The organism is Alteromonas sp. MMG017 (assembly GCF_018100795.1).
Classification (GTDB): Bacteria; Pseudomonadota; Gammaproteobacteria; order Enterobacterales; family Alteromonadaceae; genus Alteromonas.
Window position 1 is genome coordinate 1 of the sequence record NZ_JAGJDY010000002.1, and the last position, 13,835, is coordinate 13,835.

9 protein-coding genes are annotated in these 13,835 nt (G+C 46.1%); 5 read left to right on the plus strand and 4 right to left on the minus strand.

All coding sequences use genetic code 11. From position 1 onward, the window contains the following. Positions 1-235 precede the first annotated feature (235 nt). Positions 236-802: a phosphoribosyltransferase family protein gene (locus J8L84_RS02465; protein ID WP_208805016.1), complete on the minus strand. Its 567-nt coding sequence runs from the start codon at positions 800-802 to the stop codon at positions 236-238. A 76-nt stretch (positions 803-878) separates the two neighbouring features. Beyond that, a complete protein-coding gene (locus J8L84_RS02470) occupies positions 879-2,093 on the minus strand; it encodes a lipoprotein-releasing ABC transporter permease subunit (protein WP_211069315.1) in 1,215 nt (404 codons plus the stop codon). A gap of 107 nt (positions 2,094-2,200) precedes the next feature. Between J8L84_RS02470 and J8L84_RS02475 the strand changes: the two genes are divergently transcribed. The 4 genes from J8L84_RS02475 (at position 2,201) to J8L84_RS02490 (ending at position 8,627) form a co-directional block, all read left to right on the plus strand. Continuing rightward, the gene (locus J8L84_RS02475; RefSeq protein ID WP_211069672.1) at positions 2,201-2,800 is read left to right on the plus strand and encodes a PilZ domain-containing protein; all 600 of its coding nucleotides are present in this window, start codon (positions 2,201-2,203) and stop codon (positions 2,798-2,800) included. A gap of 85 nt (positions 2,801-2,885) precedes the next feature. Beyond that, positions 2,886-6,392, plus strand: a complete 3,507-nt coding sequence (gene mfd, locus J8L84_RS02480; RefSeq protein ID WP_211069316.1) for a transcription-repair coupling factor — start codon at positions 2,886-2,888, stop codon at positions 6,390-6,392. A 1-nt stretch (position 6,393) separates the two neighbouring features. Further along, complete coding sequence (locus tag J8L84_RS02485; RefSeq protein WP_211069317.1) at positions 6,394-8,061, plus strand: CsiV family protein; 1,668 nt, start codon at positions 6,394-6,396, stop codon at positions 8,059-8,061. 50 nt (positions 8,062-8,111) lie between these two features. Continuing rightward, a complete protein-coding gene (locus tag J8L84_RS02490) occupies positions 8,112-8,627 on the plus strand; it encodes a cob(I)yrinic acid a,c-diamide adenosyltransferase (protein ID WP_211069318.1) in 516 nt (171 codons plus the stop codon). 160 nt (positions 8,628-8,787) lie between these two features. Here J8L84_RS02490 and J8L84_RS02495 read toward each other — a convergent pair whose 3' ends face one another. Beyond that, a complete protein-coding gene (locus J8L84_RS02495; RefSeq protein ID WP_211069319.1) occupies positions 8,788-10,179 on the minus strand; it encodes an SLC13 family permease in 1,392 nt (463 codons plus the stop codon). Next, positions 10,166-11,224, minus strand: coding sequence for a beta-N-acetylhexosaminidase (gene nagZ / locus J8L84_RS02500; protein ID WP_211069320.1), 1,059 nt, complete (start codon positions 11,222-11,224; stop codon positions 10,166-10,168). Before nagZ ends, J8L84_RS02495 begins: the two co-directional genes overlap by 14 nt. 86 nt (positions 11,225-11,310) lie before the next feature. Between nagZ and J8L84_RS02505 the strand changes: the two genes are divergently transcribed. Further along, a complete protein-coding gene (locus J8L84_RS02505) occupies positions 11,311-13,833 on the plus strand; it encodes a penicillin acylase family protein (RefSeq protein WP_211069321.1) in 2,523 nt (840 codons plus the stop codon). The last annotated feature ends 2 nt before the right edge of the window (positions 13,834-13,835 follow it).

Below are 13,835 nucleotides of genomic sequence, written 5' to 3' on the forward strand. Positions count from 1 at the left end.
GAATTCCGAAATAACATGGGTGTCTCGATAAGAGAGTATCGAAATAACATGGGTGTCTTGATAAGAGAATACCGAATTAACATGGGTGTCTCGATAAGAGAGTATCGAAATAACATGGGTGTCTTGATAAGAGAATGCCGAAATAACATGGGTGTCTTGATAATTACGGGCACAAAAAAACCGCCTGATTGGCGGTTTTTTTATGGGTGTCTTTGTAAAAAGCTAGCGCGTAGCCTTACTTTTTATCGAACAAGATATCCATTACATCGGCAAGTTCACCTTTGCCTTCGCGAATTTCTTCTTCGCTTAAACCAGCGATTTCATGTGGGAATACTAGCCACTCGTCACTTTCGTTAACGTAGTAATCTGGCACGATGTCGGTCGTGTTGTTCTGAGGCTTGTACCAAGGGCATGCAATACGAATGTCTTTTGGCATGTTTAAACGCATCAGTTTGCGAATTTGCTGAATAAGCGCATCAACACTGCGGCCTGAATCGAAAACATCATCAACAATAAGTAGCTTATGTTCTGCGTCAGCGTTTTCTACTAGGTAGTGCAAACCGTGAACACGAATTTCTTTAGACTGCTTATTAATGCCATAGTAAGAAGAAGTACGTACCGCAATGTGGTCGGTAGAATAGTCTTTAAACTCAAAATATTCTTGTACCGCTATGCCGATAGGTGCTCCACCGCGCCAAATACCAATGATGAAATCGGGGCGAAACCCGTCATCATACACCTTTGCTGCTAAACGAAAGGAATCCTGAAGCAACGCTTGCGAGGTGATAAAATTCTTGTTCATGACGTCTCACTGGCCGAAATTTAAAGACCGCGATTATAGTGAATTTCGCCGCAATTTGCACGGCAATTTCACTAACTTATTCGTTTTGAAGTGCTTGCGAAGGTTGCGTTTTCATGGCACGCCTAGCAGGGTAAATACTCGCCACAATACAAAGCAACAGTGAAAATAGCGTGACAGAAACTATTTGCAGCCAGTGCATATCAATAGGCAGCCCCTGCCCGTCTGACGACAACGCAATAGGCACATTAAGCAAACTCATGACAGGGTTTAACAGTAAAGTAATAACCACACCTGCAACTAATCCAATACCCGCACCTTTCACGCCATTAAACAGCCCGTTTAAAACAAATACCGTCATAATGGTGCTTGGCAGCATGCCTTGGGTTTGTAATACCGCAATATCGCCCTGCTTTTCCGACACCACCATCACCAAAGACGAAACTAAATTAAACGCCGCTACAGCAATAATTAACAGCAGCATTAAGAACATCATGTTCTTTTCCATTTTTACTGCATCGAACAAGGGGCCTTGTCGCTCACGCCATGTTCGTACCGGCAAATCCGCGTCAACAATAGGCTTCAGTGTGTCTTGATACAAAAAAGCATCATCTAAAAATAATCTGGTCGCTGTATTCTTGCCCGATACATCTCGCAATAGCCGGTTCACATCATCAAGCTGCATATATATAACTTTGTCATCCATTTGCGAGCCCATATCGAACACACCTGAAATAGTCACCAACCGTTGGCTTGGCATACGGCCAAATGGGGTGTACACGCTGGCACCCGCCACCATTACTCGAAGTTTGTCGCCGGCCCGCACATTTAATTGCATTGATAGCGCCCTGCCAATAATGGCGTTATAGCTACCTGCCGTTAGGCTATCAAAACTACCCTGCTGCATCTCGTGAGCTACCATGGTGTACTGCGTCATGCTATCAGCTTGCACGCCATGTAACTGCACACCCCGTAAGTCTGAACGAGACTGCACTACCGCTTCGGCTTCTCGAAACGGCATGCTTGCCACCACATTGGGCAGACTCATTACAAAGCTTTCTTCAACAGGCGCATTAATTTCAATATGCGGCACTATGCCCAAAATGCGTTGTTTTAATTGAGCCTCAAAGCCGTTCATTACCGAAAGCACAATAATGAGCGCCGTTAGGCCAAGAGCAATACCAGCTACCGAAAAGCGATTGATAAAGGAAACAAAGCTATTTTGGCTAGACGACTGCGCCGGGCCAGATTTCGCATATCGATAAGCAATAAATGCGGGAAGAGGGAAATACATAATGCGCGCTTAGTCCAAAGGTGTGATGACGGGGCAATCTCAAAATAGTAAAGTGCGTATACTACGTGTAAGCTACTGGCCGTACAAGATAAGTGGCGGGAGATATGATGGAAAACCTAAGCCTAGAAGAAAAAAAAGCCCAGTTCGATGAGTATTTCTCTATTCAGCACAGCGTTAATATTAACGTAAAACCACTGGCTGAAGGTGAATCCGTGCCTTCTGAAGCGGGTTTAGAGCAAGCCATGCCCTACGCATTTCGCGTGGCCAGCGAAATGGCTAGCATTGAAGCCCAAGCACTTCGCCCGTTACGCCATTTAAGCGATCACGCTGAATCCTTGGCTGAATATCTAAATCACCAAGCCCGCAAAATAGATTTGATGATGTCATTTATTTTGCACCAACAAGATGAACCAGATCATCGTTTTAGCACAATAAAGCTCGGGGGCGGTGGCGTTATTATTAAAAGCCCAACCACCATGGACATTGGCAGCCAAGCTGAACTGAAATTATTTCTTGATACCGAAGCGGCCGCCATCTTTTGCTACGGGGAAGTTATTACTTGCGAGAATGTTGAGGATGACTACCATATAGCTTTTGTTTTCAATAGCATCCGAGAGCAAGATCAAGAATTGCTTGTTCGTGCCAGCTTGCATCTGCAAACGCAGCAACTTAAAAAGCGCGCGCAAGATAAGGCTTCGGGATCCTAATACTAAAATAAAAGCTAGAAACTAAACACCAGAAAACAAAAGCCCAGCAACACATTTAAATTGAATAAGTAGTTTATAGGACGACATGACAGCAACTCTTTTATCTTTGCCTTTGCCGACCCAGAAAAAATCTGCCTCTGTACAAGACCACAAACAGTGGGGTCAGTTACAAGGCAGCAGCGCTGCACTGTGCATTACGCAAGCACAAGCCCAATACAACGGCCCTATTGTGCTGGTGACAGCCGACACACCCTCGGCGCTAAAATTAGAAAAAGAGTTGGCGTTTTTCATGCCTGGTGGCCAAGCAGGTGAATCCAATGTACCTATTACCGTATTCCCCGATTGGGAAACCCTGCCCTACGATTCGTTTTCACCGCACCAAGATATTGTTTCTCAGCGCTTGGAAACCTTATTTCGCTTTACCCAGCAGGTAAACGGTATTTTCATTGTGCCGGTAAACACGTTAATGCAACGGTTGGCACCTACCGATTACCTCGCAAAATACTTGTTGATGCTGAATAAGGGAGACACCCTTGATAGAGACCAATTCAGACGCAACTTAGAGCAAGCTGGCTATTTACACGTTAGTCAGGTTATGAGCCACAGTGAATTTTCAGTGCGTGGCAGTATTATCGACCTATTCCCTATGGGTAGCGATAAGCCGTTTCGAATTGATTTGTTCGATGACGAAGTAGACTCTATTCGCTTTTTCGATACTGAAACCCAGCGTTCGGGCGATGCGGTAGAAAAAATAAAGCTGCTACCTGCTCGTGAATTCCCCACCGACAAAGAATCTATTACGCTTTTCCGTCAGCGCTTTTTAGAAAAATTTGATGCAAACAACGCCTCAGAGTCGGTGTTTTCACAAGTCACTAAAGGCACCATGCCAAGCGGTGTGGAATACTACTTACCGCTGTTTTTTGATAAAACCGCCACGCTGTTCGATTACTTGCACCCTAAAAGCGTATTGTTATTACACGGCGATGTGCAAGAGGCCAGCGAGTTTTTCTGGGCCGATATTCAAGAGCGTTACGAACAACACAGATACAACCCCGCTAGGCCTTTGCTTCCACCTGAAGATTTATTTCTACCTATTAATACCTTATTCGGTGAAATTAAACAGTGGCCGCGGGTAACCCTTTCAAAAGAAATCATTGAAGAAAAGCCGGGTAGCTTCAATTTAGGTTGTGACAAGCTTGACGACATTGCCATTAACAGCCAAAAGAGAGTACCTGCAGAGCAATTAATTTCCACGGTAAACAATGCCAAAAAGCGCGGCGCTAAAGTGCTCTTTTGCGCAGAAACCCAAGGTCGCCGTGAAGGGCTGCTAACCGTACTGCAAAAGGCGGGCATTAAGCCCAAAGCCGCTGAATCATTCAACACCTTTATTAGTGCCAGCGACAACATAGGCATTACGGTGGGCATGGTTGAAAATAGCTTTAACTGGCGCAGTGATAGTGGCGAGTTGTTGTTTATTACCGAAACCGAGCTATTAGGCCATAAGGTCAGCCAGCGTAGGCTTCGTGATAAACGCACGGCTACCGACGAAAGTGCCATTATTCGCAATTTGGCCGAGCTTACTACTGGCCAACCCGTAGTGCACTTAGATCATGGTGTGGGCCGTTACATTGGCATGCAAACCCTTGATGCTGGCGGCGTGACCACGGAATACTTGTGCATTGAATACGCTAAACAAGCCAAGTTGTATGTGCCTGTAGCCTCGCTTCACCTAATTTCTAGGTACACGGGCGGCGATGCCGATCATGCCCCGCTTAATTCACTAGGCTCTGATGCATGGAGCAAAGCAAAACAAAAAGCGGCTGAAAAAGTACGCGACGTAGCCGCTGAATTACTAGATGTATACGCACGCCGTGCCGCCAAGCCTGGCTTTGCTTACAATATTGATTGGGACGACTACCAAAAATTCTCCGACAGCTTCCCGTTTGAAGAAACGCCCGATCAAGCGCAAGCTATTGCGGCGGTTATTCATGACATGGGTAGCCCACAAGCCATGGACAGATTGGTATGTGGTGATGTAGGTTTTGGTAAAACTGAAGTGGCCATGCGCGCAGCGTTTTTAGCCGCGAACCAAGGCAAACAAGTGGCTATTTTGGTGCCCACCACTCTACTTGCTCAACAGCATCATGAAAACTTTAAAGATCGCTTTGCCGCATGGCCGTTTGAAATTGAAGTGATGAGCCGATTTGTTAGCGCCAAAGGTCAGAAAGAAACCATGCAGCGCCTAAGCGAAGGCAAAGTAGATATTGTAGTCGGTACGCATAAGCTATTGTCGAACGACATTAAATTTAGCGACTTAGGCTTAGTGATCATTGATGAAGAGCATCGCTTCGGAGTTCGCCAGAAAGAGAAGCTAAAATCGCTTCGTGCTGATGTAGATATTCTTACTCTTACTGCCACGCCAATTCCTCGTACGTTAAACATGGCCATGTCGGGCATGCGCGATTTATCGATTATTGCTACCGCGCCAGCAAGACGTTTATCAATTAAAACCTTTGTACAACAACGCAATAAAGCCACGATACGTGAAGCTATTATGCGGGAAATTCTACGTGGTGGGCAGGTGTATTTCCTTCACAACGAAGTAGATAGCATTGCCAGAACCGCTGAAGAAATTGCCGAAATTGTACCTGAAGCTCGCATTGCCATGGGCCACGGCCAAATGCGCGAGCGTGAACTTGAAAATGTAATGAGCGACTTCTACCACCAGCGCTACAACGTGTTGGTGTGTACCACCATTATTGAAACCGGTATTGATGTACCCAGTGCTAATACCATCATAATGGACAGGGCCGATCATTTAGGCTTAGCCCAATTGCACCAATTACGTGGTCGTGTGGGGCGTTCGCATCATCAAGCTTATGCGTATTTGTTAACACCGCATCCTAAGCGTATGACTAAAGATGCCGCTAAGCGACTAGACGCCATTTCTAAACTTGAAGATTTAGGTGCAGGTTTTGCGCTAGCCACCCACGACCTTGAAATTCGTGGTGCAGGTGAGCTGCTGGGCGATGACCAATCTGGCCAAATTGCCAGTATTGGCTTTAGCCTTTACATGGACATGCTAGATAGAGCGGTAACATCACTAAAAGAAGGTAAAGAGCCATCGCTAGACGATGCCATGGCCGGTCACACCGAAGTAGAGCTTCGCATTCCAGCCCTACTTCCCGATGACTATATTGCCGATGTTAATACCAGGCTGTCGCTATATAAACGTTTAGCCAGCTGTAAAAACCAAGACGATATAGACGAATTCCAAGTAGAATGTATCGACCGTTTTGGTTTGCTACCAGAACCCGCTAAAAACTTAGTTGAAGTAGCGGAAATAAAAATAAAAGCAGAAGCTATTGGCGTGCTTAAAGTAGACTTGTCAGCACAAGGCGGTACCATAGAGTTTACAGATACCACCAAGGTTGACCCTGGCTATATTATTCAGCTTGTGCAAACCAAGCCAAATACCTTCAAATTTGAAGGCAGCCAAAAACTACGATTAGTAAAACAGACTGATACTGCAAAAGCGCGCATTGCGTTTATTAGCGATATCATTGCCGACCTTGCAAAGGAGTCGCGATAACATGAGGTTTTTTCGTTGGAGCCCACTACTTGCTGTATTGGCTTCTACCCCGTTGTTGGCAGATGACGACTGGTGGTTTGATGTTGAAGTTATTGTTTTTGAAAGAAAGGTGGCAATGTCAGCTCTTGAAGAGCAGTTTGATTTAGCCGACTCTTTAGCCATTCCCGCCACAGATGCCGATGTAATAGGTGCGGTTATAACCCCAGATATCAGCATGCTTAAACAAGGCATTGCAGTTTGTGGTGAGACCAACACCCTAAAATGGCCTGAATTTGATTACTTTGCGAGTGCTACTAGCGAAGTGAATACGCAACCTGGCCAATTAAATGGCCAATTAGCCGGGCAAGCGACGGGTATTAAGCCAGACACTGCCTATTCAAACCAAACCCAAACCACTCAAACTAACTTCGCCGATGAGCTAAACGTGCTGTCATTAAAGGGCTCTCAGTCATTCACAGATGCTCAAGCATTAACTGATGACTTATCAAATGATGGCTTATCGCCAGAAGAAATAGCCGCTCATTGGGTTGCGTTTTTAGGGTTAGATGAAACTGAAACCATTACCGTACCGAACCAGCCGTATTGTGTGGAGCATAAGCCTTGGTTGAGTTATTACGACAGTAAATGGCATATTCATCGACCAGACAACCGCTTACCAGCCCCAAAAGAGCTACCAATTACACCTGAAGGCAGCGATTGGCCTCTGGCCAGCCACGCCCATTTATTGACGAAGAACGCACAAGAAATGTCGTCGTTGTCGCGTCAAATCAGGCAAAATCGCGACCTTACGCGCTTGCTACATGTAACCTGGCGTCAGCCGGTAAAATTCGGTAAAGACAACGCCTTTAATGTTCGCCTTTTTGCTGGTAACAACTTTTCCGATGAGTTCGACCAAGACGGCGTTCAGCGCCCGCCCCAGCCACCTTTGCGCTTTGGTAACTCCGCGTCAATCTCTGACAGCTCTGGCTCAAACCGCTTTGATGAAAACAGCTATCAGAATTTGGAAGACAAAATCCAGCGTCTTGATGTTAGCTCTGGTTCTGGAAGCTCTGGTTCTGGAAGCTCTGGTTCTGGAGGCTCTGGTTCTGGAAACTTAAGTTATGCTCGCTCAGCAGGCGAATTAAATGAAAGCCAAGGTTACACCCAACAGCTTGCATCAAATACCGCTACCACAGACACCATGACCAGTGACTTCTTTTATGATTTAGATGCACGGCTTGCTAGCCCCTCACCTATTTTGTTTGAAGATTTACTGGCGTTAGATACCGCCGATGTGGTGGACGATGCCGATGAAAGCAATATAAGCGCCGCATTTCGTGCGCCTATTTGGAAAGTAGACGGCAACATGAAAGTATTTTTGAAATACATAAACCGCGTGCCCTATTTGCATATTGATAGCGAGCTTTTTTATCGCCAACCTATTCCTGTTAATGGGCAAAGCGCTACTAGCTTAGCCCCCTCTATTAGCAGTACGGACAATAGAGTAATCAGCGATGCTAATGCTAACAATGTTACCGCCAATGCTTCGCCGGAATATCAATTAGTATCGTTACCCTTTAGTGAGCAACGACGCGTTATCAGTAATCAGCTTCATTACTTTGATCACCCTTTGTTTGGCATGGTAGTGCAAATTCGCCGTTACAAACGCCCTAGCGCGCCCGAAGAGTAAGCTTCAGAAAACTATTTCTGAGAGTATAAAACTAAGGACTACATACTAGCATGAAAATTTATACCCGCTCGGGTGACAAAGGCAGTACCCAAATATATGCCGACAAGCCAGTAAGAGTTGAAAAGGATGATGCAGTAGTACAAAGCTACGGTGATATTGATGAACTAAACAGCCACTTGGGTTTGTTGGCTGCGATGGTAGCGGTGCATTTGAAAGAAGATCTTTACACCATTCAACGTAACTTGTTTCAAGCAGGCTTTGCTATTTCAGCCAGTTCTACCCTAACGCAAGACGATATTACTAAGCTTGAAAGTGATATTGATAAGATGACAGCCACTTTAGGCCCGCAAACGACATTTGTATTGCCTGGTGGCAGTAAAGCCGCTGCGCAAAGCCATGTATGCCGTGCCGTTTGCCGACGCGCAGAACGGGCGGTTATCGTACTGACTAAACATTACGATGTACCCGCTGTAGTACCCGCTTATTTAAACAGGTTGTCTGACTACTTGTTCACCTTCGCCCGCTTTTTAAATGCCGAAGCCGGGTTCGACGAAGTAGCCGTGTAAACACGGCTAACGCTTCACGTTTTTCACGTCTTTCACGTCTTTCACGTCTTTCACGTCTTTCACGTCTTTCACGTCTTTCACGTCTTTCACGTCTGTGATATTAGCGCCAATTAAACGCTAATCAATGGCTAAACAACGCTTATCTGTTCAGATAAGAAAACTAGGTGCGCGTTAATAGCACCCCAGCGGTAACCACAAACGCCACAATAATATTTAGCACTACGCCCTCCCGCACCATTGTTTTCACCGTAAGCTCACCACTGCTATACACAATTGCATTTACCGGCGTTGCTACTGGCATCATAAACGCGCAGCTAGCACTAATAGCAGCAGGCATCATGAGAATAAGCGGATCGACATCTATTGCCACGGCCGCGCTGGCTAAAATAGGCATTAGTAACGTGGCAGTGGCCGTATTTGAAGTAATTTCGGTTACAAAGCTTACCGATAAACACAGCACTAACACCAATAAGAACAAAGGTAACACTGCTAAACCCGTTAAGCCTTGGCCTAATAACTCGCTTAATCCCGACGCCGAAAAAGCTTGCGCCAAGCAAATCCCCCCAGCAAACACCAACAGCATACCCCATGGAATTTGCTGCGCGGTATTCCAGTCAAGCAAGTAACCTTGCTTGCTACCCGTAGCAGTAGGTTCGCGTTCACCATTTGGAATAACACACATTAGCACTACCCCTGCCAAGGCAATGGTACTGTCGCCCACAAAATCCATACCAAACCATGCTGTCCAATATGGCCTAAATACCCACGCCATCGCCACAAAAGTAAACACACCCAGCACACGGGCCTCTGCACTTCGCCAAGGGCCAACATCGGGTAACCCGCCTGTTTTCTCGCCTTTTAAATGCCGAGTTAACCACAGCGCCATTAACGGCAATGCCACCAACACAATAGGCACACCCGTTTTCATCCAGTTGATAAAACTAATTTCTGTGCCTGTGGTGTGCTGATACACACTCATAAAAATGATATTCGGTGGTGTGCCAATAGGCGTACCCACGCCGCCCACACTGGCCGCATAAGCAATACCCAGTAGCACGGCTACACCCAATTTGGGCGAGTTAGACGCATGAATAATGGCAAGAGCGATAGGAAGAAGCATAAGTGTGGTGGCAGTATTTGAAATCCACATACTTAAAATGGCTGAGGTAAACATAAAGCCAAATACCAGCCTGCGGGCACTGTTCGCACCGGTTAGCCGAATAAGGTACACCGCTAACCGCTTATGTACACCCGATTTCTCTAGCGACTTAGACAACATAAACGCGCCCATCAGCAACAAGATAACGTGGTTACCTAACGCCGAGGCGGCTTCTTGATAACTAATAACCCCCGCCATAGGAAAGGCGAAGAAAGGAATGAGTGCGGGCAGCGCTATGTGCAGCGCTTCGGTAACCCACAACATAGCCACCAACACGGTAATGGCCGCACTAATGGCCATAATATGTGACAGGCCTACAAACAACAGCACTCCATACAGAGCAACTGCGCTAACCAAGGATATTATTATTAGTTTCGGTTTAACCGATTCCATAGCGCGACAACACCTTTAATGCGTTTTTATAAGCTGCACTGGCATGCACAGCTGGTTTGCGCCCATAAAGTGAGGTTAAAGCCTCGAAAGAATTCGTTGAATGAGGCAACGCATCTACAATAGACTCTGCCCCTTTCGGGTTGTTACATGCCAATACCATATGGCAACCTGCCGACAACGCAGCCATAGCACGGTCGACATAATTTCCGGCAACACTGGCACCATGCATAGATAGGTCGTCAGAGAACACTGCACCGTTAAAACCCAAGTCTTGCTTTAATATTTTTTGTAACCAATGCTCGGAAAAACCGGCTGGCTTGCTATCAACTTGAGAATAAATAACGTGCGCTGGCATTACACCATCTAGCAACTGTTTAGAAATTAATCTTTCAAAAACAACCATATCAGTTTGTTTAATTTCTTCAAGCGCTCTTTCGTCTATAGGTAAAGCCACATGAGAATCTGGCGCCACACTGCCATGCCCTGGAAAATGCTTACCAATGGCAGGCATATTGGCTACCTGCAACCCTTCTATTAGCGCACTGGCCAAGGGGATAACCTTTTCTGCGGTTTCGGCAAATGCTCTGTCGCCAATAACTTTCGATACGCCATTAATATCAAGCACGGGCGCAAAACTAAAATCGATGCCTATTTGCTTTAGTTCATGCGCCATAATAGTGCCGCAAGCCTTAGCCAATGCTAGCGTGGCGTCGTTTACGTTAGCTTGGTTAGTTTTATCTATTGCGGTGCGGTCGTACTCTTTGCCCGCCGTATGCGCGTCTACTAACGCGGTTAATTCACCCATAGCAGGCAATGCAGTAAAACCATCACGAAAGCGTTGTACTCTGCCCCCTTCGTGATCTACCGCTATTAACAAAGGCTTATTCGCACTTTCTCGAATTTCTTTTACCAACTGAGTAAGCTGTTCGCCATCGTAATAATTACGGCTAAATAGTATGACCCCGCCCACTACAGGATGTGCTAGTTTTTCTCTTTCTTCAGGCAATAAACGCTCTGCCTGACAATCTAGCATTAACGGGCCCATAGTGTTTCTCGCAAACGTGTCATAAAACATCACTTCAAATTTGTATGTAGTGTGGTTAGGATAGAGAAAAAAATGGAGTAATACACGTGTTAAATTGGATTAAGTGGTTGGTTTTAGGTGCAATTGCATTAGTCGTTTTAGCACTAGGTGGTGTGTATATGGCGTTGCACTTAAGTTTACCCACATTAGACGGTAACCACGCCACGTCTCGCATTACCGCGCCCGCTACCCTTGCCCGCGACAATATGGGCCATGCAGTAATACATGCACAAGATAAATTCGACGCCGCTTATGCCCTAGGCTTTGCCCACGGCCAAGACCGTTTCTTTCAAATGGATTTACAACGACGCAGCGCGTCGGGCCGCTTAGCTGAATGGGTAGGCGATGTAGCGCTAGAGATTGATAAAAACGCCCGCTTCCACCAGTTCTCAACACGGGCTGTAAAAGTTTTCGACAGCCTACCATTAACCCATAAGCAACTGCTGGTTAGTTACTCTCATGGTGTAAATGCTGCGCTAGACGAATATACCGTACCGCCTTTTGAATACATTGCAGCAGGTTTAACACTAACGCCTTGGCAGCCCACCGACAGTATTTTGGTGGCCTACAGCATGTATTTAGATTTACAAGGCGGGCAAATTGAAATTGATTTGGCACGTACTGCACTAAAAGAAACTTACGGCATGCCCTTATATAACTTCATCACCCAGCCTAGCCGTTATCAAGCGGCATTAGATGGCAGTGAGTTAGCGCTTTACCACGCAGATGTACCGCCTTATCCGGTTTTACCCGAGCCAGCTTTAACAGAGCCAACTTCTCCTAAAGCTATTTCAACTGAAGCTATTTCAACAGAGCCAAGCCCTTCTGAGTCTACCCCGTCTGAGCCTAGCCAGCGCGAGCAGGCCCCTAAACCTAGTGGCGGTATTGATGATTCGGTGCCACCTATAACAGCAGAAATATCACTACAGTCATACAACGCAGAAGAACTGCCTGACATAGGCAGTAACAATTGGGCAGTAACCGGTAACCTTACCGCTACAGGGAGTGGTTTACTGGCTAACGATATGCACCTAGGTTTGCGCGTGCCTATTATTTGGTATCGCACTCAACTGAATTACAAAGACACAACACAAGCCACCTCAAACGAAGGTCAAAGCTTTGGTTTGTCGAGCACCAACTCATCCGTTACTGCCGTGTCGGTAACTGGCGTATCACTTCCAGGGTTGCCTGGCGTTATCGTTGGCACTAACAACAAAGTGGCGTGGGGCTTCACCAATGCCAACTTAGATAACCTTGATTGGATAGCACTTGCCGACGACACACCTACTCAAATGGTAGATGAAGTCATAGTAAGCAAAGAGGTATCGCATAATTACACGTTAGAGCTTAGCGAGTATGGCCCCGTTAAACACGTTAACGGTAAACGTTACGCATTAAATTGGGTGGCACATCATCCTTTTGCGGTTAACCTTGCTATTGTTGATTTGGGTACAGCTAACAACGTTGATGATGCTATTGCCGTTGGCAAAGACATTGCTATACCTACCCAAAACATGGTGATAGTAGATGATTCAGGCAGCGCAGCATGGTTACCCGGCGGCGCAGTAATGAACAGAGAACAGGCTTCATTTACCGCCATTGACGAAAACTCAGTGGCAACAACCCAGCCCACTCGCGCCACTAACCTTCCAGTAGTGAAAAACCCAAGCAGTAACAGAATATGGACCGCCAATGCGCGGGTAATTTCCGCCGATGATGTAGCAAGGTTAGGTGATGGCGGCTATGCCCTTGGTGCTAGAGGCCAGCAAATAAGAGATCGTTTATTCGAAAAAGACCAGTTCAACGAAAACGACTTTTATGCCATTCAGTTGGACAACCATGCGCAATTTTTACTTCCATGGCAGCAGTTGTTGTCAGGCCTGTTGCTTAACGACAATATTGAATTTAAAGCCGATCTTGCCTATTTGCGTAAATGGGGCGAATGCGCGTGCGAAGAATCTGTAGGTTACACTCTGGTAAAACATTTCCGCAAAGAAGTGGTAAGCCAGCTATTTGGAAACATACTCAATAGTATTGATACCCAAGGCGTACAGAGCCGTTCGTTACTGCGCGGTATAGAGCCTGCGGTATGGCAACTTATTCACACCCAGCCCGATAGCTGGCTGCCTGAAGGTTCTGAATCTTTTGATGACCTACTTGTAGATGCCTATAGGAAAGCCAAACATTCGCTGTTAGATAAATACTCGCCAGTTGAAGCTAATATGGAAGACTTACGTTGGGGCAGCGTAAATGCACTTACTGTGAAGCATCCGTTTTCAAAACAAATTCCCTTTGTGGGGCATAAGCTAAATATGGACACGGTAGAAGGGTTTGGCGATACCTATATGCCAGCGGTACAGTCTGCTACTTTTGGGGCTTCTGAACGCTTTTTTGTAAGTCCAGGTCATTTAGATGATGCTATTTTAACGCTGCCGGGAGCACAGTCTGGCCATCCACTGTCGCCCTTCTTTAAGACGGGGTTTAGTGATTACGCCACACAAGCGGCCACCCCACTATTACCGGGCAAACGTGTTCATTTACGTCAATGGTATCCGAAGGACGAAGGATAAAC

What these genes read in the sequence shown, in the direction of transcription:
- J8L84_RS02465 (WP_208805016.1), bottom strand. Translation starts at nt 802, where the DNA reads ATGAACAAGAATTTTATCACCTCGCAAGCGTTGCTTCAGGATTCCTTT.
- J8L84_RS02470 (WP_211069315.1), bottom strand. Translation starts at nt 2,093, where the DNA reads ATGTATTTCCCTCTTCCCGCATTTATTGCTTATCGATATGCGAAATCT.
- J8L84_RS02475 (WP_211069672.1), top strand. Translation starts at nt 2,201, where the DNA reads ATGGAAAACCTAAGCCTAGAAGAAAAAAAAGCCCAGTTCGATGAGTAT.
- mfd (WP_211069316.1), top strand. Translation starts at nt 2,886, where the DNA reads ATGACAGCAACTCTTTTATCTTTGCCTTTGCCGACCCAGAAAAAATCT.
- J8L84_RS02485 (WP_211069317.1), top strand. Translation starts at nt 6,394, where the DNA reads ATGAGGTTTTTTCGTTGGAGCCCACTACTTGCTGTATTGGCTTCTACC.
- J8L84_RS02490 (WP_211069318.1), top strand. Translation starts at nt 8,112, where the DNA reads ATGAAAATTTATACCCGCTCGGGTGACAAAGGCAGTACCCAAATATAT.
- J8L84_RS02495 (WP_211069319.1), bottom strand. Translation starts at nt 10,179, where the DNA reads ATGGAATCGGTTAAACCGAAACTAATAATAATATCCTTGGTTAGCGCA.
- nagZ (WP_211069320.1), bottom strand. Translation starts at nt 11,224, where the DNA reads ATGGGCCCGTTAATGCTAGATTGTCAGGCAGAGCGTTTATTGCCTGAA.